This is a genomic window from Streptomyces sp. NPDC058650, from assembly GCF_042717315.1.
Taxonomy (GTDB): domain Bacteria; phylum Actinomycetota; class Actinomycetes; order Streptomycetales; family Streptomycetaceae; genus Streptomyces.
In genome coordinates this window covers 42,008-64,728 of the sequence record NZ_JBHXRL010000005.1, presented here as the reverse complement: position 1 = coordinate 64,728, position 22,721 = coordinate 42,008, and the positions used below count along the sequence as shown (strand labels likewise).

19 protein-coding genes are annotated in these 22,721 nt (G+C 72.9%); 8 read left to right on the top strand and 11 right to left on the bottom strand.

Annotation, left to right across the window (positions count from 1 at the left end):
• Positions 1-3 precede the first annotated feature (3 nt).
• A complete protein-coding gene (locus tag ACFWWU_RS10685) occupies positions 4-1,398 on the bottom strand; it encodes an MFS transporter (protein ID WP_384142070.1) in 1,395 nt (464 codons plus the stop codon).
• Positions 1,399-1,436: 38 nt separating this feature from the next.
• Here ACFWWU_RS10685 and ACFWWU_RS10680 point away from each other — a divergent pair, with 38 nt between their 5' ends.
• The 3 genes from ACFWWU_RS10680 (at position 1,437) to ACFWWU_RS10670 (ending at position 2,957) form a co-directional block, all read left to right on the top strand.
• On the top strand, positions 1,437-2,105 hold the full coding sequence (locus ACFWWU_RS10680; RefSeq protein WP_384142067.1) for a TetR/AcrR family transcriptional regulator: 669 nt from the start codon (positions 1,437-1,439) through the stop codon (positions 2,103-2,105).
• 92 nt (positions 2,106-2,197) lie between these two features.
• The gene (gene mmpB, locus ACFWWU_RS10675; protein WP_384142064.1) at positions 2,198-2,326 is read left to right on the top strand and encodes a morphogenic membrane protein MmpB; all 129 of its coding nucleotides are present in this window, start codon (positions 2,198-2,200) and stop codon (positions 2,324-2,326) included.
• A gap of 25 nt (positions 2,327-2,351) precedes the next feature.
• Positions 2,352-2,957, top strand: a complete 606-nt coding sequence (locus ACFWWU_RS10670) for a nucleoside triphosphate pyrophosphatase (protein WP_384142061.1) — start codon at positions 2,352-2,354, stop codon at positions 2,955-2,957.
• A gap of 23 nt (positions 2,958-2,980) precedes the next feature.
• Here ACFWWU_RS10670 and ACFWWU_RS10665 read toward each other — a convergent pair whose 3' ends face one another.
• Entirely contained in the window at positions 2,981-3,430 is a 450-nt protein-coding gene (locus ACFWWU_RS10665; RefSeq protein WP_384142058.1) for a hypothetical protein, read from the bottom strand.
• A 373-nt stretch (positions 3,431-3,803) separates the two neighbouring features.
• Between ACFWWU_RS10665 and ACFWWU_RS10660 the strand changes: the two genes are divergently transcribed.
• Positions 3,804-5,558 (top strand): acetyl/propionyl/methylcrotonyl-CoA carboxylase subunit alpha, encoded by a 1,755-nt coding sequence (locus ACFWWU_RS10660; protein WP_384142055.1) that lies wholly within the window; start codon positions 3,804-3,806, stop codon positions 5,556-5,558.
• 87 nt (positions 5,559-5,645) lie between these two features.
• Entirely contained in the window at positions 5,646-6,191 is a 546-nt protein-coding gene (locus ACFWWU_RS10655; protein WP_384142052.1) for a TetR/AcrR family transcriptional regulator, read from the top strand.
• Positions 6,192-6,261: 70 nt separating this feature from the next.
• On the opposite strand, the gene ACFWWU_RS10650 is transcribed toward ACFWWU_RS10655, so the two are convergent.
• On the bottom strand, positions 6,262-7,221 hold the full coding sequence (locus ACFWWU_RS10650) for a DeoR/GlpR family DNA-binding transcription regulator (RefSeq protein ID WP_384142049.1): 960 nt from the start codon (positions 7,219-7,221) through the stop codon (positions 6,262-6,264).
• Positions 7,222-7,433: 212 nt separating this feature from the next.
• Positions 7,434-8,873, bottom strand: coding sequence for an NAD(P)H-quinone dehydrogenase (locus tag ACFWWU_RS10645; RefSeq protein ID WP_384142046.1), 1,440 nt, complete (start codon positions 8,871-8,873; stop codon positions 7,434-7,436).
• 202 nt (positions 8,874-9,075) lie between these two features.
• Between ACFWWU_RS10645 and ACFWWU_RS10640 the strand changes: the two genes are divergently transcribed.
• The 3 genes from ACFWWU_RS10640 to ACFWWU_RS10630 all read left to right on the top strand — a co-directional run bounded on the left by ACFWWU_RS10640 (position 9,076) and on the right by ACFWWU_RS10630 (position 12,448).
• Entirely contained in the window at positions 9,076-9,513 is a 438-nt protein-coding gene (locus tag ACFWWU_RS10640) for a gamma-glutamylcyclotransferase (RefSeq protein ID WP_384142043.1), read from the top strand.
• A 169-nt stretch (positions 9,514-9,682) separates the two neighbouring features.
• On the top strand, positions 9,683-10,486 hold the full coding sequence (locus ACFWWU_RS10635) for a purine-nucleoside phosphorylase (RefSeq protein ID WP_384142040.1): 804 nt from the start codon (positions 9,683-9,685) through the stop codon (positions 10,484-10,486).
• A 309-nt stretch (positions 10,487-10,795) separates the two neighbouring features.
• The gene (locus tag ACFWWU_RS10630) at positions 10,796-12,448 is read left to right on the top strand and encodes a phospho-sugar mutase (RefSeq protein WP_384142037.1); all 1,653 of its coding nucleotides are present in this window, start codon (positions 10,796-10,798) and stop codon (positions 12,446-12,448) included.
• Between the two features lie 90 nt (positions 12,449-12,538).
• On the opposite strand, the gene ACFWWU_RS10625 is transcribed toward ACFWWU_RS10630, so the two are convergent.
• The 7 genes from ACFWWU_RS10625 to pstA form a co-directional block, all read right to left on the bottom strand.
• Positions 12,539-13,288 (bottom strand): phosphate ABC transporter ATP-binding protein, encoded by a 750-nt coding sequence (locus ACFWWU_RS10625; RefSeq protein ID WP_329625593.1) that lies wholly within the window; start codon positions 13,286-13,288, stop codon positions 12,539-12,541.
• 155 nt (positions 13,289-13,443) lie between these two features.
• Positions 13,444-14,322: a sortase gene (locus ACFWWU_RS10620; RefSeq protein ID WP_384142034.1), complete on the bottom strand. Its 879-nt coding sequence runs from the start codon at positions 14,320-14,322 to the stop codon at positions 13,444-13,446.
• The gene (locus ACFWWU_RS10615) at positions 14,319-15,644 is read right to left on the bottom strand and encodes a hypothetical protein (RefSeq protein ID WP_384142031.1); all 1,326 of its coding nucleotides are present in this window, start codon (positions 15,642-15,644) and stop codon (positions 14,319-14,321) included. The genes ACFWWU_RS10620 and ACFWWU_RS10615 overlap by 4 nt, the downstream gene beginning before the upstream one ends.
• A gap of 144 nt (positions 15,645-15,788) precedes the next feature.
• The gene (locus tag ACFWWU_RS10610; protein WP_384142028.1) at positions 15,789-16,763 is read right to left on the bottom strand and encodes a hypothetical protein; all 975 of its coding nucleotides are present in this window, start codon (positions 16,761-16,763) and stop codon (positions 15,789-15,791) included.
• A gap of 130 nt (positions 16,764-16,893) precedes the next feature.
• Entirely contained in the window at positions 16,894-19,509 is a 2,616-nt protein-coding gene (locus ACFWWU_RS10605; RefSeq protein WP_384142025.1) for a hypothetical protein, read from the bottom strand.
• Complete coding sequence (gene pstS, locus ACFWWU_RS10600) at positions 19,506-21,413, bottom strand: phosphate ABC transporter substrate-binding protein PstS (RefSeq protein ID WP_384142022.1); 1,908 nt, start codon at positions 21,411-21,413, stop codon at positions 19,506-19,508. The genes ACFWWU_RS10605 and pstS overlap by 4 nt, the downstream gene beginning before the upstream one ends.
• Complete coding sequence (gene pstA / locus ACFWWU_RS10595) at positions 21,410-22,639, bottom strand: phosphate ABC transporter permease PstA (protein ID WP_384142019.1); 1,230 nt, start codon at positions 22,637-22,639, stop codon at positions 21,410-21,412. Before pstA ends, pstS begins: the two co-directional genes overlap by 4 nt.
• Positions 22,640-22,721: the final 82 nt, after the last annotated feature.

Below are 22,721 nucleotides of genomic sequence, written 5' to 3'. Positions count from 1 at the left end.
GCCTCACGTGCGGCGGAGGAAGACGCCGACGAGTACGGCTCCGACGGCGACGATCGCGGCATTGACGAGGACCGCGAGGCCGATGCCGTCGAGGAGCACGGGCGCGGTGACGACGACGGCGCTCATGATCGGCGTGCCCATGGTGATGCCGATCTGCTGGGTCATGGTCGCGAGCCCGGTCGCCATGCCCTGCTCGCCGTCGGGGATGCCCGAGGTGGCGGTGACCATGAAGCCGACGATCGCGAGCATGTTGCCGACGCCGCCGGCGAAGGTCGCGGCGAGCAGCAGTCCGAGGCTGCCGCGGTCGTCGCCGAGCCCGTACAGGGCGAGGGTGGCGGCGGCCTGGAGGAGTCCGCCGGCGACGAGGGCGGAGCGGGCGCCGAAGCGGCCGATGAAGCGGGAGGCGAGGACGCCGCCGAGGACCGTGCCGGCGCCGAGGACGCCGAAGGACAGCCCGGCGGCGAGCGGCGAGAAGCCCAGGACGTCCTGGAGGTACAGGGTCATGAGGAAGACCAGCGAGGTCTCGGTGACGAAGGCGACGAGCCCGGCGAGGTTGCCCCAGACGACGGTGCGGCGCTTCAGGACGTGGACGGGGACGAGCGGTGAGGCGGCCCGTCGTTCGACGAGGACGAAGGCGACGAGGAGGGCGGCGCCCGCGGCGAGGGCGGTGAGCGCGGTGGGGTCGGTCCAGCCGTGTTCGCCGGCGACCGTGAGGCCGTAGACGAGGGCGAGGAGTCCGCCGGTGACGGTGACCGCGCCGGGGACGTCGAGGCGGGGGCGGACGGCGGGGCGGCTCTCGCGGATGACGGCGGGGGCGACGAGGAGGACGGCGAGGGCCACCGGCACGTTGACGAAGAACGCCCACCGCCAGGAGAGCAGGTCGGTGAGGACGCCGCCGAGGATCGCGCCGGTGGTGAAGCCCGCGGACATGAGGGCGCCGTTGAGGCCGAGCGCCTTGGCGCGCAGCGGGCCCTCCGGGAAGGAGGCGGTGAGCAGGGAGAGCCCGGCGGGGGTGACGGCGGCGGTGGCGAGGCCCTGGGCGACGCGGGCGGCCATGAGCATCTCGGGGCCGGTGGCGAGTCCGCCGACGAGGGAGGAGACGCCGAGGAGCGCCATGCCGCCGAGGAAGAGGCGGCGGCGGCCGACGAGGTCGGCGACGCGCCCGAAGAGGAGGGTGAAGCCGGCGGCGGCGAGGGCGAAGGCGGTGGCGATCCACTGGAGGCCTCCGAGGCTGAAGCCGAGTCCCTGGCCGATGACGGGGAGCGCGACGTTCAGGATCGAGAAGTCGACGGCGAGCATGAACTGGGCGAGGAGGAGGACGACGAGGACGAGCCGCATCCGGCCGGTCATCCGGGTTTCGGCGCGTTCCGTGGGCGTGGGGAGATCCAGGGCGACCATGACGCACGACCCCTTAATGGGAGAGTGGTTCCGTTAAGATGTCCCGTACCGTAGCAGAGTCGAAGGCCTTAATGGAACAGGAGACCCGTTTGACTGAGAGCCGACCGGCCACGCCCGGCACCCTGCGTCCCGGCGGCCGCACCGCGAAGGTGCGCGAGGCCGTCCTCGACGCCACCCGGGACGCCCTCGCGGACGCCGGTTTCCACGCCCTGAACATGGACCGGATCGCCGCCGGCGCGGGCGTCGGCAAGACCACCGTCTACCGCCGCTGGGGCTCCCCCGTCGGCCTCGTCACCGACCTCCTGCACGACATGGCGGAACAGTCCCTGCCCGCCGCCGACACCGGCGGCCTCGCGGGCGACCTGCGGGCCAACGCCGAACTCGTACGGGACACCCTGACCGACCCCCGGATGGGCGCCGTCTTCCGCGCGGTCATCGCCGCGGCGGCCTGCGACGAGGAGTGCGCCCGCGCGCTCGCCGGCTTCTACCGGACCCGACTCGCCGAATGGGCCCCGGTCGTCGCCAGGGGCGCGGCGCGCGGCGAGATCCCCGCGGACACGGACCCGGTGGAACTGCTCCGCGCCGTCTCCGCGCCGCTCTACTACCGCTTCGCCGTCACCCACGAGGAGCTCACCGGGGACGTGGCCGAACGGGCCGCGGAGGCGGCGCTCGCGGCCGCGCGCGCCGGGGTGTTCCACGCCCCCTAGGGGGCGGGGGCGCCACGAATAGTCCTTCGGTACGGGGGCGCTTGAGTATCCGTACTCAGGCGCCCCGCGCGCCCCACCCGGAGGATCGGAGCATGCTGTGGTCCGACCCGAAGAACGAGCCGCCGAGGTTCATGCGCGAGATGCAGGCGATGCTCCGCCGCGCGGGCGTCGTCCTCGCGCTGGCGATGGTGGTGGAGATGATCGTGGTCAGCGCGAAGTGAGCACGGCACTGACTACGCTGACCCCATGACTGCTGAACAGCGCCGTGTCGTCCTCGCCTCCGCATCCCCCGCCCGGCTCGGGCTGCTCCGGCAGGCCGGACTCGCCCCCGAGGTGATCGTGAGCGGCGTCGACGAGGACAAGGTCCACGCCCCGACCCCGGCCGAGCTCGCGCTCGCCCTCGCGGAGGCCAAGGCCGCCCATGTGGCCGCCCGGCCCGAGGTGTTCGGCGCGCTCGTCATCGGCTGCGACTCGGTCCTGGAGCTCGACAAGCAGGCCCTCGGCAAGCCGGCCGACGCCGAGGAGGCCACCGCCCGCTGGAAGGCGATGCGCGGCCGGGTCGGCATCCTCCAGACCGGTCACTGCGTGTACGACACGGCCGCGAAGCGCTACGAGTCGGCGACGGCCTCCACCGTCGTCCGGTTCGGCGAGCCGACGGACGCGGAGATCGCCGCGTACGTGGCGAGCGGCGAACCGCTGCACGTGGCGGGCGCGTTCACCCTGGACGGGCGCTCGGCGCCGTTCATCGACGGCATCGACGGGGACCCGGGCAATGTGATCGGTCTGTCGCTGCCGCTGCTGCGCACGCTGCTGAAGAAGCTGGACGTCGAGATCACCGACCTCTGGACCTGAGGGCTCGGCCGGCGGCCGGGTGGTCAGGCGGTGGCCGGCGCCTCCTCGGGGGCGCCGACACCCTCCCCGCCCCCGTCTCCGTACGCCTTCCCGTACGCCACCAGGGTGAGGACGACGAGTCCGACCACCGTCATCAGGAAGGCGAACGCGCCCCAGCCGATCAGGCCGACGGCGACCGCGCCGAGGATTCCGTGCACGATCGCGCAGCCGATGAGCAGGCCACGGCCCGCGCGGCCCGGGCGGCGGTCGCGGATGCCCGCGACGAGGGCGACGAGGCCGCACAGGACGAGCGCGACACCGGAACCGATGCCGAGCCCCCAGGTGCCGGCGACCATGGCGTCCGGGTCCATCCCGTCGAGGGACATCGACTGGGCCTCCACGAAGCCCGCCATGACGGCGTTGAGCGCGACGATGCCGGGCGCTTCGAGGAAGAGCACCGCCGCCGTCACGAGGGCTATCGGTCTGCGGGCCACCTCGGCCACCCCCTGGATTCGCCTGTTACCGACAGTACGATCGACAGCGCGAAGGCTACTGGCCGGTAAACCTCCGGACAAGAGTTCGCACACGAGCGGGTGTGGCCGGTCGCCCGGCAAAGAATCGACGGCCCGTTCGTAGAGACCCGACAAAGAAACCCGAATGGCGACTGGCCGGACGAACAGAGACCTGCGCCACACCTCGGAGCTACTGTGCCGTAAAGGAACCCTGCGTACCGTGGTGCGACAAGGGAATTCACGACCCGAGCAGGCCCGGGGTCACGCTCCGTGTGGGCAAGCTCACCACTGGGGACGGGTCGAAAGGCCGTGTCGGCAGTCCCTAAACTCAGCTTGTTTCAAGGAGGGAGCCATCGTGCGCAAGGTGCTCATCGCCAACCGTGGCGAAATCGCTGTCCGTGTGGCCCGGGCGTGCCGGGACGCGGGTATCGGCAGCGTGGCCGTGTACGCCGATCCGGACCGGGACGCTCTGCACGTCCGGGCGGCTGACGAGGCGTTCGCTCTGGGCGGTGACACTCCCGCGACCAGTTATCTGGACATGGCGAAGGTGTTGCAGGCCGCGAAGGACTCCGGTGCGGACGCCGTCCACCCCGGATACGGCTTCCTCTCCGAGAACGCCGAGTTCGCGCAGGCCGTCCTGGACGCGGGGCTGATCTGGATCGGCCCGCCGCCGCAGGCCATCCGCGACCTGGGCGACAAGGTGGCGGCCCGTCACATCGCGCAGCGCGCGGGCGCCCCGCTGGTCGCCGGCACCCCCGACCCCGTCTCGGGTGCGGACGAGGTCGTGGCGTTCGCGGAGGAGCACGGCCTGCCGATCGCGATCAAGGCCGCCTTCGGTGGCGGCGGTCGTGGTCTGAAGGTCGCGCGGACCCTGGAAGAGGTCCCCGAGCTGTACGACTCCGCCGTCCGCGAGGCCGTCGCGGCCTTCGGTCGCGGCGAGTGCTTCGTGGAGCGCTACCTCGACAAGCCCCGGCACGTCGAGACCCAGTGCCTGGCCGACACCCACGGGAACGTGGTCGTCGTCTCGACCCGTGACTGCTCGCTCCAGCGCCGCCACCAGAAGCTGGTCGAGGAGGCGCCCGCGCCGTTCCTGACGGCCGAGCAGAACGCCGAGCTGTACGCGGCGTCGAAGGCGATCCTGAAGGAGGCCGGCTACGTCGGCGCCGGCACGGTCGAGTTCCTCGTCGGCACCGACGGCACGATCTCCTTCCTGGAGGTCAACACCCGCCTCCAGGTCGAGCACCCGGTCACCGAAGAGGTCACCGGCATCGACCTGGTCCGCGAGATGTTCCGCATCGCCGACGGCGAGGAGCTCGGTTACGGCGACCCGGCGGTCCGCGGTCACTCCTTCGAGTTCCGCATCAACGGCGAGGACCCGGGCCGCGGCTTCCTGCCCGCCCCCGGCACCGTCACCGTCTTCGACGCCCCCTCGGGCCCCGGTGTCCGGCTGGACGCGGGCGTCGAGTCCGGCTCCGTGATCGGCCCGGCCTGGGACTCGCTCCTGGCCAAGCTGATCGTCACCGGCGCGACCCGCGAGCAGGCGCTCCAGCGCGCCGCCCGCGCCCTGGGCGAGTTCAAGGTGGAGGGCATGGCCACGGCCATCCCGTTCCACCAGGCCGTCGTCGTCGACCCCGACTTCACGGCGGACCCCTTCCGGATCCACACCCGGTGGATCGAGACGGAGTTCGTCAACGAGATCAAGCCGTTCGCGCCGGCCGGTGCCGACGCGGACGAGGACGAGTCGGGCCGCGAGACGATCGTCGTCGAGGTCGGCGGCAAGCGTCTCGAGGTCTCCCTGCCGTCCTCGCTCGGCATGACGCTGGCCCGTACCGGGCTCGCGGCGGGTGCGAAGCCGAAGCGCCGGGCGGCGAAGAAGTCCGGCCCGACCGCCTCGGGCGACACCCTCGCCTCCCCGATGCAGGGCACGATCGTGAAGGTCGCGGTCGAGGAGGGCCAGGAGGTCAAGGAGGGCGACCTCATCGTCGTCCTGGAGGCCATGAAGATGGAGCAGCCCCTCAACGCCCACCGCTCCGGCACCGTCAAGGGCCTGAGCGCCGAGGTCGGCGCCTCGGTCACCTCCGGCGCCACCATCTGCGACATCAAGGACTGACCGTCGCGGCACGTACGGTACGAAGGGCCCGCAGGCAGCAGCCTGCGGGCCCTTCCGTCGAGACACCCCCAGGGGAGGACCTCCGTCATGCGAGCCGACGCGCGGCGCAACCACGAGCGGCTGCTCACGGAGGCCAGGGCCGCCTTCGCCGAACACGGCACGGACGCGCCCCTTGAGGAGGTCGCCCGCCGTGCGGGCCTCGGGATCGGCACCCTCTACCGCCACTTCCCCACCCGGGCCGAGCTGCTGAACGCCGTCTTCCAGGAGGCCCTGGCGACGCTCCTGCACCGCTCGTACGAGCTGGCGGGGGCGGCCGAGCCCTGCCGGGCGCTCGTGGAGTGGCTGCGGGCCCTGATCGCCCACGCGGGCGAGTACCGGGGGCTCGCGCACGCGCTGATGGCCGCCTCGTACGACCGGAGTTCGGCGCTCGCCCCGTGCAGCGTGCCACTGCGGGAGGCGGGCGAGGCGCTGCTCGGGCGCGCCCAGGAGGCGGGGCAGGTACGTGCCGACGTGTCGATCGGCGACCTGATGCAGCTCACCAACGCGATCGCGCTGGCGGCGGAACAGTGCCCGGAGGACGTGGAGTTGGCGGACCGCCTGCTCGCACTGACCCTGCGGGGACTCAAGGACTGAGGAAACGGGTGGTGCCGTGGGACCCCTGGGGGAGGGTCCCTCGCGACGCGGAACTCGGTGAGGTGACTGCTCAGCGGCGGCGCATGTCCGCGACCCGGGCCGTGCGCTCCAGCGTCTCCGCCGCCATGCCCCCGCCGGGTCCCCGGAACTGACCGGCCGCCATCCGTCCGCGCTGAACGGGGAGGGGCATGTCACGGCGGGGCCGGACGCCCGGGGGGTGCTGCTCACCGCCGGCGGCGGGACCCTGGCCCGTACCCGCGACGGCGATCTGCACGCCCTGGTCGGCGAGGGCCTGGAGCTCGGAGGCGGCCCGCTCGTCGTGGGCCGGGGGCTCGTCGGTCACCAGCCGGGTGATGACGTCCGTCGGCACCGTCTGGAACATGGTGTCGGCGCCGAGCTTGGTGTGGTCGGCGAGGACCACGACCTCCGCCGCCGCCTGCACCAGGGCCCGGTCCACGCTCGCGGAGAGCATGTTGGACGTGGAGAGCCCGCGCTCGGCCGTGAGCCCGCTCCCGGAGAGGAAGGCCCGGGAGACCCGCAGCCCCTGGAGCGACTGCTCGGCCCCGCTGCCCACGAGGGCGTAGTTGGAGCCGCGCAGGGTGCCGCCGGTCATGACGACCTCGACCCGGTTGGCGTGGGCGAGGGCCTGGGCGACGAGCAGGGAGTTGGTGACGACGGTCAGACCGGGCACGCGGGCGAGCCTGCGCGCCAGCTCCTGGGTGGTCGTCCCGGCACCGACGACGATGGCCTCGCCCTCTTCGACGAGGCTCGCGGCGACGTCGGCGATGGCCGTCTTCTCCGCGGTGGCGAGATGGGATTTCTGCGGGAAGCCGGATTCTCGCGTGAATCCGCCCGGCAACACCGCACCGCCGTGGCGGCGGTCGAGGAGTCCTTCTGCCTCGAGTGCCCGTACGTCCCTCCGTACGGTCACCTCCGAGGTCTGGACGACGCGGGCGAGCTCGCGGAGCGACACGGCCCCATTGGCTCGCACCATTTCGAGGATCAACTGGCGACGTTCTGCAGCGAACACGAAACTGACAGTAACGTGACCGGCCGATACTTTTCAGCACTATGCGCCGAATTGCAGAAGATGCGCACGGACGGGGCCTCCAAGTGGTATGGGAGACCCCGTCGTTGATCCGCTCGATGCCCGGGCTATGCCCCGCCTTGCCGGGGGTTGTCCGAGTCGGCGAACCGTTCCCGCAGGCGGGAGCGGTCCCGGAGCGGGGTGGGGCGGGGGTGTTACGCCTCGCCCGCCGACTTTCGGGTGTGCAACTGCCGTGCCACTTCCGCGATCGAGCCCGACAGGGAGGGGTACACGGTGAAAGCATTTGCGATCTGTTCGACGGTCAGATTGTTGTCGACCGCGATCGAGATCGGGTGAATCAGTTCGCTCGCCTTCGGGGCGACGATGCAGCCGCCGACCACGATGCCGGTGCCCGGGCGGCAGAAGATCTTGACGAAGCCGTCCCGGATGCCCTGCATCTTCGCGCGGGGGTTGCGCAGCAGCGGCAGCTTGACGACCTTGGCGTCGATCTTGCCCGCGTCCACATCGGCCTGCGTGTAGCCGACGGTGGCGATCTCGGGGTCCGTGAAGACGTTGGAGGAGACCGTCTTCAGGTTGAGCGGCGTCACCGCGTCCCCGAGGAAGTGGTACATCGCGATGCGGCCCTGCATGGCGGCGACCGAGGCGAGCGCGAAGACACCGGTCACGTCACCGGCCGCGTAGATGCCGGGGGCGCTCGTACGGGAGACCCTGTCGGTCCAGATGTGACCGGACTCCTTCAGCTTGACGCCGGCCTCCTCCAGACCCATGCCGGCCGAGTTCGGGATCGCGCCGACGGCCATGAGGCAGTGGGTGCCGGAGATGACCCGGCCGTCCGCGAGGGTGACCTCGACCCGGTCGCCGACCCGCTTGGCGGACTCGGCGCGGGAGCGGGCCATGACGTTCATGCCGCGGCGCCGGAAGACGTCCTCCAGGACCGCCGCCGCGTCCGGGTCCTCGCCGGGCAGGACGCGGTCACGGGAGGAGACGAGGGTGACCCGGGAGCCGAGCGCCTGGTAGGCGCCGGCGAACTCGGCGCCGGTGACGCCGGAACCGACCACGATGAGCTCCTCGGGGAGCTCCTTGAGGTCGTAGACCTGCGTCCAGTTCAGGATGCGCTCGCCGTCCGGCTTGGCGTCCGGCACCTCGCGCGGGTGGCCGCCGGTCGCGATGAGCACGGCGTCCGCGGTGAGCGTCTCCTCCGTGCCGTCGGCGGCGGTGACGATCACCTGGCGGGAGCCGTCCACGGCCTGCCGGCCGGAGAGCCGGCCGCGGCCGCGCAGCACCCGGGCACCCGCCCGGGTGACGGAGGCGGTGATGTCGTGCGACTGGGCGAGCGCGAGGCGCTTCACCCGCCGGTTGACCTTGCCGAGGTCCACGCCGACGACGCGGGCGGCCTGCTCCACGTGCGGGGTGTCGTCCGCGACGATGATGCCGAGCTCCTCGTAGGAGGAGTCGAAGGTGGTCATCACCTCCGCCGTGGCGATCAGCGTCTTCGAGGGAACACAGTCGGTCAGGACGGAAGCGCCGCCGAGGCCGTCGCAGTCGACGACGGTCACCTCCGCGCCGAGTTGGGCGCCCACCAAGGCCGCCTCGTATCCGCCGGGTCCGCCACCGATGATCACGATCCGGGTCACTGGGATCTACGCCTCGCGTCTCGTTCTGCCGGGGGGTCCCCCCGCTGGGGTGCAGTGCGTACGCCATTGTCCCGCACGCTTCAAGTGCGTACCCCATTCTCCCGCACGCCCGGCGCGGCCTCGCGCCGGGGCTCCCCACGGGCGTCACCGCGGAGTCCGGGAGTTCGGCGGACACCCCGCCCGCTCCCGTACTCTCGGTCCCATGTCGCTCTACGCCGCTTTCGCCGGCAACCTCGACGCGCGGCTGATGAGCCGCCGCGCACCGCACTCCCCGCTGCGCGGCACCGGCTGGCTGAACGGCTGGCGGCTCACCTTCGGCGGCGAGCAGATGGGCTGGGAGGGGGCGCTGGCCACCATCGTGGAGGCCCCCCGCTCACAGGTCTTCGTGGCGCTGTACGACATCGCTCCGATGGACGAGGACTCCATGGACCGGTGGGAGGGCGTCGGCCTGGACATCTACCGGCGGATGCGGATCCGGGTCGACACGCTCGACGGCGAGGAGCCGGCCTGGGTGTACGTCCTCAACGGCTACGAGGGCGGGCTGCCGTCCGCGCGGTACCTGGGCGAGGTCGCGGACGCGGCCGAGTCGGCGGGCGCGCCGCACGACTACGTGATGGAGTTGCGCAAGCGTCCCTGTTGATCCGTCCGGGGCAGGCGACTCCCCCGTTCGTCGGAAACGACAAGACAACGATCGCACATCCGTCAGCATCGTCATCTACGCGCGTAGGAATTCTCCGGCTACGCTTCTGCGCGTACCAAATCCGTCCGGGGCTCCCCTCGGACCCCCCCTCCCCGAGGCGAGAGAGTCAGTGAACGCAACTGCCACCCCGTACGAGGCCGCCGAGGCCGCTGCCGCCCGTCTGCGCGAGCTGACCGGCGTCGAGAACCACGACGTCGCCCTGGTCATGGGCTCGGGCTGGGCCCCCGCCGTCGACGCGCTCGGCGCCCCCGAGGCCGAGTTCCCGGTGACCGAGCTCCCCGGCTTCCCGCCGCCGGCCGTCGAGGGCCACGGCGGCACGGTCCGCTCGTACAAGATCGGTGAGAAGCGCGCGCTGGTCTTCCTCGGCCGCACCCACTTCTACGAGGGTCGGGGCGTCGCCTCCGTCGCCCACGGCGTGCGCACCGCCGTCGCCGCCGGCTGCAAGACCATCGTCCTGACCAACGGCTGCGGCGGCCTCCGCGAGGGCATGCGCCCCGGCCAGCCGGTCCTGATCAGCGACCACATCAACCTGACGGCCGCCTCCCCGATCGTCGGCGCGAACTTCGTGGACCTCACCGACCTGTACTCGCCGCGGCTGCGCGCGCTGTGCAAGGAGGTCGACGAGACCCTGGAGGAGGGCGTCTACGTCCAGTTCCCCGGGCCGCACTACGAGACCCCGGCCGAGATCAACATGGTCCGCGTTATGGGCGGCGACCTCGTCGGCATGTCCACCACCCTGGAGGCGATCGCGGCCCGCGAGGCCGGCGCCGAGGTCCTGGGCATCTCGCTCGTCACGAACCTGGCGGCGGGGCTCTCGGGCGAGCCGCTGAACCACGAGGAGGTGCTCCAGGCCGGGCGGGACTCCGCCGCGCGGATGGGTGAGCTCCTGACGCGGGTCCTCGACCGAATCTGATGGTCGCGGGGCCGCTGCGCGGGGCTTCTTCCCCACCCCGCCCCTTCCCGTAACCGGGGCTCCGCCCCGGACCCCGCGCCTCGAACGCCGCCGGGGCTGAAGTTTCCGCCCAGCGGGCGGAGATTCAGCCCGCCCGACGTTTGAGGGCACGGCCGCAGTCCCCCAACGCCCGAAGGGCGTGGGGGGACCCCCAACGGGGGTCTGGGGGCTTGCCCCCAGTTCGGGAAGGGGCGGGGTGGGGAAAGGCTCCGCGCAGCGGCACACCCACCGCCCGCACCCTCCCGCCCCGCACTCCCCGAAAGGCACACCGTGACGCAGGACGACCTCCTCGCCAAGGCGCAGGCCTGGCTCGCCGAGGACCCCGACACCGAGACGCGCGAGGAGCTCGCGAAGCTCATCGAGGCCGGTGACACCGCCGAGCTCGCCGCCCGTTTCGCCGGCACCCTCCAGTTCGGCACCGCCGGGCTCCGTGGTGAGCTGGGCGCCGGGCCCATGCGGATGAACCGTTCCGTCGTCATCCGCGCCGCCGCCGGCCTCGCCGCGTACCTCAAGGCCAAGGGCCAGCAGGGCGGCCTCGTCGTGATCGGCTACGACGCCCGCTACAAGTCCGCCGACTTCGCCCGCGACACCGCCGCCGTGATGATCGGTGCCGGACTCCGCGCGGCCGTGCTCCCCCGCCCGCTGCCGACGCCCGTCCTCGCGTACGCCATAAGGCATCTGGGCGCCGTCGCCGGTGTCGAGGTGACCGCGAGCCACAACCCGCCGCGCGACAACGGCTACAAGGTCTACCTGGGCGACGGCTCGCAGATCGTGCCGCCCGCGGACGCGGAGATCGCCGCCGAGATCGACGCGGTGCGCTCCCTCGCGGACGTGCCCCGCCCGGAGGCCGGCTGGGAGACCCTCGGCGACGAGGTCCTGGAGGCCTACCTGGCGCGTACGGACGCCGTCCTGACGCCCGGGTCCCCCCGGACCGCGCGGACCGTCTACACGGCCATGCACGGCGTCGGCAAGGACGTCCTGACGGCCGCCTTCGGCCGTGCCGGCTTCCCGCCGCCCGCGCTCGTCGCCGCGCAGGCCGAGCCCGACCCGGCGTTCCCGACGGTCGCCTTCCCCAACCCGGAGGAGCCGGGGGCCATGGACCTCGCCTTCGAGGCGGCCCGGGCCGTGGACCCCGACCTCGTCATCGCCAACGACCCGGACGCCGACCGGTGCGCGGTGGCCGTGCCGGACGCCTCCGTCGAGGGCGGCTGGCGGATGCTCCGCGGCGACGAGGTGGGCGCGCTGCTCGCCGCGCACCTGGTGCACAAGGGCGCGACCGGCGTGTTCGCCGAGTCGATCGTGTCGTCCTCCCTCCTGGGCCGGATCGCCGAGGCGGCCGGGGTCGGGTACGAGGAGACGCTGACCGGCTTCAAGTGGATCGCCCGCGTCGAGGGGCTGCGGTACGGCTACGAGGAGGCGCTCGGCTACTGCGTCGACCCGGAGGGCGTCCGCGACAAGGACGGCATCACGGCGGCGCTGCTCGTCGCCGAGCTGGCCTCGGTCCTCAAGGAGCAGGACCGCACGCTCCTGGACCTGCTCGACGACCTGGCGGTGGCCCACGGGCTGCACGCCACCGACCAGCTCTCGGTGCGGGTCGAGGACCTGTCGGTCATCGCGAACGCGATGGCCGCGCTCCGCGAGCGCCCGCCGGTGTCCCTCGCCGGTCTGACCGTCGTCTCGGCGGAGGACCTGACCAAGGGCACGGAGTCGCTGCCGCCGACGGACGGGCTGCGCTACCACCTGGAGGGCGACTACAAGGCCCGGGTGATCGTCCGCCCGAGCGGCACCGAGCCCAAGCTCAAGTGCTACCTGGAGGTCGTCGTCCCCGTCGCCGACGCGCGCGGCCTCGCGCCGGCGCGCGCGAAGGGCGCGGAGCTGCTGGCCGCGATCAAGCGGGACCTGAGCGCGGCCGCGGGGCTCTGACCCCGGGGCGTGCGTCGCGGGGCCGGTACGGAAGGGATTCCGTACCGGCCCTTTCGTCCGTCCGGGTGAAATCGCCGGGCTCCCCGGGTGTCAGCCGAAGCGGCCGTTGACGTAGTCGGCGGTCCGCGGGTCCCGCGGGGAGCCGAACATCGTCTCCGTCGGGCCGTGCTCGACGATCACGCCGGGGGTGCCCTGCTCGGCGAGGAAGAACGCGCAGGAGTCGGAGACCCGGGCCGCCTGCTGCATGTTGTGGGTGACGATCACGACGGTGACCTCCGCCTTCAGTTCGGCGATGGTCTCCTCGACGCGCCGGGTGGAGGTCGGGTCGAGCGCCGAGCAGGGCTCGTCCATGAGGAGGACGCGGGGGCGGACGGCGAGCGAGCGCGCGATGCAGAGGCGCTGCTGCTGGCCGCCGGAGAGCGCCCCGCCGGGCTGCCGCAGCCGGTCCCTGACCTCGTTCCAGAGCCCGGCCCGGGTCAGGCACTCCTCGACGAGGTCGTCCTTCGCTTCCTTGCCCGCCCGGATGCCGCCCAGCTTGAGACCGGCGAGGACGTTCTCGTACAGGGACATCGCGGGGAACGGGTTGGGCTTCTGGAAGACCATGCCGATCTCGCGGCGGGCGTGCGTGATGCGGCGGCCCCGGTCGTAGATGTCGGAGCCGTCGAGGAGGACCCGGCCGGCGAGCGACGCGGTGCCGGTGAGTTCGTGCATGCGGTTGAGGATGCGCAGGAAGGTGGACTTGCCGCAGCCGGAGGGGCCGATGAGGGCGGTGACCTCGCGGGCGGGCATGGCGAGCGAGACCCGGTCGAGGACCTTGCGGTCGCCGAACCAGGCGGACACGGCGTCGGCTTCGAGCGCGGCGGCGCGGGACGGGACCGGCGCCTCTCCGGGCCCGGACGGCCCAGGCGGCCCGGACGGCCCAGGCGGCCCGGACGGCACGGGCGGCAGGGTGACGGTGTCGGCGAGATCGGTCACGGGCGGTGACTCCCTTGCGGTCAGAGGAGGTTGGGGAGGAGCCGGGTCAGCTGCCCGGAGACGAGGACCCCGAGGGCGACGAGGACCGGGACGGCGACGACCCAGGTCTGCCGGATGCCCCAGCGGCGGCGGGCGAGGACGGTGAGGAGCGCGGCGGCGAGCAGCGCCTGGACGCCGAGGAAGATCCCGGGCCAGACGTCGGACTCGCCCGCGAGCGGCTTCTCGGCGGCGGTGATCCAGCCGGGGCGCAGCGGCCGGGCGGGGCTGGGCTGCGCGTCACCGATCAGCCGGGCGTCGACCCGGAGCACGTCCTCGGGGGTGTACGCGCCGCCGCTCGCCGTCATCAGCGTGAGCCGTCCTTCCCCCGCGCCGAGGGGGGCGGGGTTCGGGTCGCCGGGGCGGCGGATCGCCGTCACCTCGTACACGGCCTTGCCCTGACCGGTCGTCACCTCGACGCGGGCGCCGGCCGGCAGGCGGTGGACGTCGTTGAACGGGCTGCCGTACCCCCAGTGGCGTCCCATGATCACGCTGGCCCCGGCCTGGCCGGGCAGGGCGGTGTCCCGGCGGTGGCCGGGCCCGGACATGAGGACGCCGGAGGTGGTGCCCTCGGCGACGACCTCGCGGATCCCGAGCGCGGGGATACGGAGGAGGGCGACCGGGGCGCCGAGGGCGAGGGGCTTGCCGTCGTACGTCGACTGGCCCACGGGTGCGGTGCCGAGGGCGAGTTGCTCGCGCAGGTCGTCGTAGGCGGTGGACTGGTCGCGGGCGTGCTGGAGGTGGCCGACCACGGTCAGGTTGGCGGCGAAGCCGATGAGGAGCGCGGCGAGGACGCACAGCGCCGCCCCGGCCAGGGCGAGCCCGGCTCGGGGGGCGGCCGCGGGTGGCGTCGCGGTGGTCACGGGCGCGGGGCCTTCGCCTTGCGGCGGCGGTTCTGGAGGACGGCCGCGGCGCCGAGCAGGCAGAGCGCGAGCGAGCCGAGGGCGGCGGAGGCGGCGGAGGCACCGGTGGCGGCGAGGGAGCCGTTGCCGCCGTTGGTGGTGGTGCCGGAGCCGGAGGAGCCGGACCCGCCGGTGGAGCCCGTGCCGCCGCTCGTGCCGGAGCCGCCGGAGTCGGAGCCGCCGCCGGTGAGGGAACCGCCGGACGTGCCGTCGCCGGAGGAGCCCCCCGTGTCACCGCCGGCGCTGCCCGTCGGTGACGGCGTACCGGTGCCGGTACCGGTCGGGCTCGCGGTGCCGCTCGGCGTTTCGCTCGGGGTCTCGCTGGGCGTCTCGCTCGGGGTGTCCGTCGGCGTGGGCGTGCCGGTGCCGGTGGGGTCGTCGGTCGGGGTCGCCGTGCCGGTGGGCGTGCCGGTGCCGGTCGGGGTCGGCGTGCCGGTGCGCGTGGGGGTCGGGGTGGTGGTGGGCTCGGCCACGTCCAGGTCGACGGCGACGAAGGTGGCGAGGTGGGCCTCGGGGTCGGCGGGGGTGAACGCGGCGACCAGGGTCAGGCCGTCATCGGCCGCCGTGAGGCCGGTGAGGGTGGTCTCGGCCTTTCCGGCGGCGACCTCGACGGTGGCGATGTCGACGAACTCGTCGTTCACGTACTTCTGGAAGCTCACCGAGCCGACGGCGTCCTTGGGCTGCAGGGTCGCGACGAGCTTGACCTGGCCGCCGATCACGGGCCGTGCGGGGTCGAAGGCGAGATCGATGATCGTGGCCTTCTGTGCGATCGGGGCCCAGGTGTCTCCCGTGACCTCGATCATCGTGGAGAAGTACTCCTCCGTTTCCGCTCCGACGGCGGTCCGGCAGTAGAGGCGGAGCTCGTAACGGCCGTCGACCGGACCGCCGGGGCGGTACTCGAGGAGCCGGTCCTTGAGCGACTCGAAGCTGGTGTCGGCGTCGAAGGACCGGGTGAACGGCCCGCCGCTCAGGGGTTCTCCGGCGACGGTGCTGCCTATGTTCAGGGCCATGTCGCGGCTGTCGGGGTTGACGACGGCGAGCACCGTCCTCACGTACGGCTTGGCGGGGTCGGCGGGCGCGGGGCACGCGGCGGTCGTGGTGACGGTGGCGGCGAGGGGCCGGGACGTGGTGGAGCCCGAGCCGCCCTGGAGCGTGAAGCTCCCGTGCACCGTGACGGCCTTGGCGGGGGCGGCCAGCGCGAGGACGACGGCGAGGGCGCCGCAGACGAGGGCGAGCGCCGTGAGCAGCGCGACGGGTGAGCGGAGTGGTACGGGGCGGTTCATGCGGGGTCCCCCGGGAGTAGGTCGGGAATGGGGATCGGGATGGCGGTTCGCGTACGGGTGCGGGTGCGGGTGCGCGAACGGGTACGCCGTGGGGCCGGGCACCCTGGGGTGCCCGGCCGTCGCGCGGTTACAGGAACGTGCTGATCAGCGCTCGCCCTTGAGGGTCGTGGCGCCGCAGGCGGTGCCGAGGGTGCCGAAGCCGTAGTTGGCGATCACGGTGCCGGCGGCGCAGACCTTGGAGGAGGAACCGACGAAGGTGGAGGCGGTCGTCGCGTTCGTCAGCTTGGCGGTCGGGACGACGTTGTAGACGTCACGGGTGAAGGGGAAGGACAGGTTCAGCGTCTTGTCGGCGTTGCGGGGCGCGACGGTGCCGACGGAGCCGAGCACGGCGGCGCCGCGGCGGTCCGTGACGACACCCTTCTCCTGCGCCGTGTACTGGGCGACGGAGTACGGGGCGATGTCACCGGCCGTGTCGAGGACGGTGCCGTCGTTCTCCTGGACACCCTGCTGGACGCAGGCGCCCGGCGCCGTCACGCCGATGGAGGAGAGGAAGAACTGGCGGGTGCCGGAGTTGGCCTGCGGCAGGATCGGGGTGAGCGCCACGCCGTTGAGGGACGTGGTGGTGCACTCGTAGATGCCCTTCAGCTGGGCCACCGTCAGGTTCGACGGCAGGGCGCTGTCGGAGCGCTTCACCCAGGACACCGCGTCCTTGGCGAAGGGGATCCAGGTCAGGTCCGTGGTGCTGAGGTCGGCCGGGCCGCGCGAGGAGCGGGCGAAGTCGAGGCAGCCGGAGTTGGTGTCCACGGCGTTGCGCAGGGCGTCGATGCCGGCCGAGGAGCCGTTGGGCCGGTTGATCACACAGCCGGCCGACTTGGTCTTGATGGTCGCGGTGCCGGTGGCGTCCCAGGAGGCGATGATCTTCTGGTTGACGGCGTTGACGACGACGTTGCCGAGGCCGTTCGTGACGTCCTGGGTCGTGTCGGAGCCGGTACCGGCCAGGATGCGGTACTGGGTGACCGGGTTGGGGTCGGCCTGGGCGGCCGGGGCGAGGGCGACGCCGAGACCGAGGGCGGCCACACCGAGGGCGGCACCGATACGAGCGCGGGACTTGACGTTCACTTCTGATCTCCTCCGTGGAAACGGATGTCATGGAATGGACGTACAAGAAAATCCGGATTCTTTTCCCGGCCGACCCGTCGACCGGCCGGGAACAACAATTCCGTACGGGCGGTTCGGTGAACCACCACGTTCAGTCGCTCTTCAGGTGACGAATTCCTGTCCTAGGTGAATCCAAGGGAATTCGACGGCGGCCGGCGAACCCCAGGACGACCGGTCCCGCGAGACCGGCGATCCCGCCGACCAGAAGGACCGCCAGGAGGACCCAGCGGATGACGCCGAGGACCTGGGACGGGGTGCTGCCGGTATCGGCGAGCTTCTCCCCCGGGGCTCCCCCGGAGCCGTTCCCGCCCCCGCCGGAGGTCGGCGCGGGCGCCGCGGAGGACGGCGGGGTGGTGGCGGGCGCGCTCGTGTCCGCACCGCCGCTCGCGCCCCCTCCGCCCGAGCCCGAGTCGGATCCGGCGCCGGAGGCCGAGCCCGAGGCGCCCGCCGTGCCGCCCGGCCCGGAGCCCGAGCCCGAGCCGGAGCCCGAGCCCGTCGTCCCGCCGGACACCGCACCGGACCCTGCGCCCGTTCCGCCGCCTGAACCGGAGCCGGAACCCGAGCCGGAGCCCGCACCTCCGGTCGTGGCGCCCGGTCCCGCCGGGGCTCCGCGCTCCAGGCGGCCGGCCGCGGCGGCGGCCTGGGCCTTCAGCTTCGCGGGCATCGGGGCGTAGCCGAAGGGCAGCTCACCGGGGGCGGTGCCCTGCTTCTGCCCCGCCCCGGCCGCGTACCGCAGCACGCGCGCGTAGTCCCTGCGCGCGTCCGCCGGAAGGCCGGTGGAGGCGGCGGCGTAGGTCACCACCGTCAGCGGATAGGCGCCCTTCCCGGCCCGCGCCGGGTCGGGCGCGAGGACGCCGGGCACGGCCGAGTCCTTGAACTGGTCAACGGCCTTGAGCATGGACGAGGCCGTGGGCCGGACGTACGTGCCGTCGGCGTTCGGCAGGGCGGCGACCTGGAGCTGGTAGCGGGACGCCGAGGCCGCGTCGGTGATGCCGTAGGCGCGGCGGCTGCCGGGGGAGACGTCGCCGCCGACGAGTTTCAGCCCGCCGGTCAGGTGGTCCGTCGCGGCCTGGTCCTTGGCGTTGTTGGTGCCTCGCCGCACCCAGCGGGCGGCGTCGTGCATGTCGATCGCGTAAGGGGAGCGCTCGGTGACCCCGTACCGGATCTTCGCGTCGAGGACGGCGAGTTCCGTCTCGGTGGGATCGGCCTTCGGGAATTCGTCGGAACCGTCGGTGACGAGCCGCAGGTCCTTGAAGTAGGGATTGATCCTCATTCCCCAGGGATCAGGATTTCCTTCGAGGAAGGCGCGCGCCTCCTTGTCGGCCCGCAGATAGTTCCAGACGACCCTCGTGGTGTCCGAGCGTTCGGCGGAGAGCAGAATTCCGCCGGGATAGCTCATGACCGACTGCTGGAACCGCTCGAAATCCGGATTGAGCTTCAGGAACTCGGGATCCCGGACGATGGACTGCGGATTGTCCTTCACGTGGTCCGGCGACGGGGCGGTGTTGCTGAGGAGCCTGATGTCGTACGGATACGAGTACGTGAGCAGCTTCGCCAGCAGCCGGGCGCTGAGCTTCAGGTCCTTGACGAGGCCGATCCGGTCCGCCTCCCAGTAGAGCCCCACGGTGAGCGCGTTGACGGCGACCGGCGCGTGGACGAAGCCCGCCTTCTCCCCGCCCTCCACCGGCTCGACGGTGAAGGCGAGGCCGGGCGAGGTGGAGGTCGGGTTCAGCAGGCTGCCGCGGGCCATGTCCTCGCCGCGCTGGGTGAAGGTGAAGCGCGTCGCACCCTCCGCGCAGAGCGCCGACTGCCAGGAGGTGATCGCGTCCGTGACGAGCTCGGAGCCGGTCATGCGACGCTCGGCCTTGTCGGTCGGGCAGGCCTCGCGCACCGGCAGGAAGTCGAGCGGGAAGACGATCCGCTGGTTCCAGTTGGTCGTGGAGAACGGCGAGGTCTGCGGGCGCTGGTTGTTGCCGGTCGAACCGTCCGGCTCGTGGGAGCCGCGGGGCACGACGACGAGCCAGCAGCTCCGGCCGCGCACGTGCGCGCCCGTGCCGACGGGGTCGCCACAGCCGAGGTGCGGGGCCTCCCTGGTGGACTGGAGGTGGACGGCCGCCTCGCCCGTGCCGTCGGGCTGGGTCCTGAGGAAGAACTCCTCGTTGGTGTCGTGGGGACTGAAGTACGTCCAGTCGACGGACTTGGTCGTCGGGGGACCCGAGACCGGCGTGAAGGGAATGAACGGGCTGGTCATCTGACCCGGGTACTCCGGATCCGGGATCAGCTCGTCGTACTCCTTCTCCAGCGGGTCGGTGCCGACCACGAGCTCCCGCCTGGTGATGTGCGTGCCGTAGTTGCCCGTGCCGGTCGCGGCGGAACCGAACTGGCACTGCTCCCGCTTCGGCCCCGCCGGGTCGTCGCCCCAGCACTGCATGACCTGGAGGTAGTCCGTGGCGGTCCCCTGCGTCGGCTTGCCGCCCTTCCAGCTCACCCTCAGGCCCTGCGCCCGCAGGTTCCTCGTCTGGTGGACGGTCACCTCCAGGTCCGAGAAGTCGTCGTACGGGCCTGCCGTGCCGCGCTTGGTCACCGCCGAGTCCTCCGTCTCGGCGGCGACCGCGACGGTGTCCCGCGGCAGCGGGACCAGAGCGAGCACGACGGCGGCGAGGAGGGCGCCGAGTCCGGCGGTACGCCGTCGGGTGGCGTTCCTCATCGGGTGCCTCCGTCGCGCCGGGCGCGGGCCGCGAGGGCGCGGCCGACGAGCGGGGGTGCGATGACCGTGGCGAGCAGCAGGACGGCGGAGAGGGCCATCAGCAGCCCGCGCAGTCCGGCGCCCGTGTCGGCGGCGAGGGTGACCGGGGTGCCGACGATCATGCCGCCGCCGGAGTCCTGTCCGGTGCCCGTGCCGCCGCCGCCCGTGGCGCCGCCGCCGTCCGCCGACCCGGTGAGGAGCTCGCCGGTGTCGGGGTCGACGGCGGCGCCGCCGGTCCCCCCGGTCCCGCCGGGCCCACCGGTCCCGCCGGTCGCGGAGCCGGATCCGGAGCCGGACCCGGACCCGCCGCCCGAACCCGTACCGCCCCCGCCGGTGGCGGAACCCGAGCCCGTACCTCCCCCGGTGGAGGAGCCGGACCCCGGACCCGTACCGCTGCCGCCGGTGGAGCCGGTGCCGGAGCCCGTACCGCCGGTCGCGGAGCCGGAGCCCGGCCCCGTACCGGAGCCGCCCGTCGAGGACCCGGAGCCGGACCCGGAACCGCCCGTGGCCGTGCCGCCGCCGCTCCCTCCCCCGCTCGGCCCGCCGTTGTTCACCGGCGTGGCCGTGCCGCGCGCGCCGCCCGTGCCGTCGGCACACTGGGTCGCCCCGCGCCTGTCGCAGTCCTTCGGCCTCGGCGCGTTCTTCGCGAGGGTGTTGGTGCCGTCCGCCGAGAAGGTGGGGTTGCGGCAGTCGGAGAGGTCGACGGCGCCGGTGGGCGCCCCGGGTATCCGGCGGACCTGTTCGAAGCCGGCCTGGACGAGGTTCCTCGGCAGCGGCGAGTAGCCGAGCTCCTCGGCCTGCTGCTGGCCCTCGCAGAGGAAGTAGCGGGCGAAGGTGCCGAGCGAGCGGCCCTTCTCCTTGGTGTGCGGGGCGGTCTCCGTGGTGGGGACGACCATGTAGCTGTAGCTGGAGAGCGGGTAGCTGCGCGAGTCCCTCGACCGGTAGACGCCGTCGAGGATCTGGGTCAGGTAGTCGGTCGAGTTCCTGTCGTCGTTGATCTTGGCGTCGAGCAGGGCGACGGCGACGCTGGAGGCGGTCGGCTCGACGTAGTACCCGGCGGAGTTGAGGATCTTGGCGACCGGGAAGTGGGCGTTCACCGCGTACGAGTACTCGACGTAGGTGATGGCGCCCTCGCCCTGCGGCTGGCGGACGTGCGCGGAGACACCGAGCGAGCCGGACTTGGCGACGGCCGTGGCCCCGGGCGCGACGGGGAAGTAGGAGGTCATGCCGCAGGGCGTCTGCCGGCCCGCGCGCCGGCAGTAGTCGTCCCAGACGCCGCCGTGCTCCTTGGCGAGCCAGGTGGTGAACTGGGCGGTGGTGCCCGAGCCGTCGGAGCGCACGACGGGCACGATGCGGCGGGCCGGGAGGGTGAGGCCGGGGTTGTCGGCCTTGATCTCGGGCGCGTTCCACATGGTCAGCTGCCCGGTGAAGACGCGGGCCAGGACGGGGCCGGAGAGGCGCAGGTTGGTGACCTGCCGGCCGCCTATCCGGAGGTTGTACATGAAGGCGGTGCCGCCCGCGACGATCGGCATGTACGCGTAGCCGCGGCGCGGCGGTACGTCGGTGGCGTTGCCGTCCTTGAGGCCGTACGGGATCTCGGAGACGGCGAAGTCGACGGTGCCGTTCTTGAACTGCTCGCGGCCCTGGGAGGAGCCGTTGGCGTTGAAGTTGACGGTCAGTCCGATGTTGGCGCCGATGTTGCGGCGCCACTGCTCGACGGCGTTGGAGCTCCAGGTCGAGCCGGATCCGGTGATCTTGGTGTATCCGGCGGCCTGCGCGGCGGGCGGGTGGGCGAGGAGGGCGAGCAGCGCGCACAGGGCGGCGGCGAGCCCCAGGAGGCTGCGGGTGGCGGGGACGGGTCTCACGGCGTACTCCTCGACGGTGCGGGGACGGATCGGCCCGGCCGGGCAGCGCTCCGGGGTCCGGCGGCCTGCCGGGCCGCGTCCTTCCGGGACGCCTCGGCCCTGCGCCGCTCCTGGCGCTTCGTCAGCTGCCCGGGGCCGCGGCCGCCCGCGATCCGGGCGAGGACGAAGAGCAGCAGGACGAGCAGCATGAGGACGGCGGCGGTGCCGAAGCCGCGGGCGATCATGTTCGGTTCGGGTGACTTGACGAGCTCGAAGGTGGCGAGCGGCAGGGAGACCTGGGCGCCGGAGGTCGGCAGCGCGTTCAGCTCGGCGGTGAAGCCGGCGGTCAGCAGCACGGGCGAGGTCTCCCCCACGCCGCGCGCGGTGCCGAGGATGACGGCGGTGGTCAGACCGGACCGGGCCGTCGGCAGGACGACGTGCCAGACCGTGCGCCAGCGCGAGGACCCCATGGCGTACGAGGCCTCCCGCAGCGTGCCGGGGACGAGCCGGATGACGACGTCGGCGGCGCGGATGATGATCGGGAGCATCATCACGGAGAGGGCGAGCGAGGCGGCGAAGCCGGACCGCTCCGTGCCCAGGGCCAGGATGACGGTCGCGTAGATGAAGAGGCCCGCGACGATCGACGGCAGTGCCGTCATGGCCTCGACGATCGTGCGGACCAGGCGCGCGAAGGGGCCGGGCACCTCGTTGAGGAAGACCGCGCAGACGATCCCGGAGGGCACGGTGAGCGCGAGCGCGATGCCGACCTGTTCGAGGGTGCCGACGACGGCGTGCAGGATGCCGCCGACGTCGAGGGGTTCGAGGGGGCCGGCGAGGCTCATGTCCTCGGTGAAGAAGTTGAGGTGGACGAGGGCCTCGCGGCCCTCCCACAGGGTGAAGGCGACGACGAAGACGAGGACGGCGAGGAGCACGAGCCCCAGGCTGCGCACGACGACCCCGGCGATCCGGTCGCGGACGGCGGGCCCGTCCTCGTCGAAGGAGACGAGGAGCGCGTAGAGCCCGAGGAAGAGGGCGTACGCGACGAGGACGAAGCCGACGGCGCCGCTGAAGGGCAGCAGGCGGGCGAAGAGCAGCCAGGTGAGGGCGAGCGAGGCGGCCGCGGCGCCGAGCACCGCGTACACGTCGGTGGAGCGCAGGCTGCCGGTGGAGCGCCGCCGCTCGGGTCCGGGCGGCGGGGCGGGTGCGGCGGACGGGCTCAGCCGTGGCCGCTCGGGGGCGATGGTCATGTGGTTCGGGTCCCCCTTGGGGCTGTCTTGTGGACCAGGCTGGACGAGTAGGCGGGGCCTGGTGCGTGCGATCGCAAGGCGG

Bases quoted from the DNA above. Each gene is read 5' to 3' on its own strand.
- ACFWWU_RS10685 (WP_384142070.1), bottom strand. From the start codon at position 1,398: ATGGTCGCCCTGGATCTCCCCACGCCCACGGAACGCGCCGAAACCCGG.
- ACFWWU_RS10680 (WP_384142067.1), top strand. From the start codon at position 1,437: ATGTCCCGTACCGTAGCAGAGTCGAAGGCCTTAATGGAACAGGAGACC.
- mmpB (WP_384142064.1), top strand. From the start codon at position 2,198: ATGCTGTGGTCCGACCCGAAGAACGAGCCGCCGAGGTTCATGCGCGAG.
- ACFWWU_RS10670 (WP_384142061.1), top strand. From the start codon at position 2,352: ATGACTGCTGAACAGCGCCGTGTCGTCCTCGCCTCCGCATCCCCCGCC.
- ACFWWU_RS10655 (WP_384142052.1), top strand. From the start codon at position 5,646: ATGCGAGCCGACGCGCGGCGCAACCACGAGCGGCTGCTCACGGAGGCC.
- ACFWWU_RS10640 (WP_384142043.1), top strand. From the start codon at position 9,076: ATGTCGCTCTACGCCGCTTTCGCCGGCAACCTCGACGCGCGGCTGATG.
- ACFWWU_RS10615 (WP_384142031.1), bottom strand. From the start codon at position 15,644: ATGAACCGCCCCGTACCACTCCGCTCACCCGTCGCGCTGCTCACGGCG.
- ACFWWU_RS10605 (WP_384142025.1), bottom strand. From the start codon at position 19,509: ATGAGGAACGCCACCCGACGGCGTACCGCCGGACTCGGCGCCCTCCTC.
- pstA (WP_384142019.1), bottom strand. From the start codon at position 22,639: ATGACCATCGCCCCCGAGCGGCCACGGCTGAGCCCGTCCGCCGCACCC.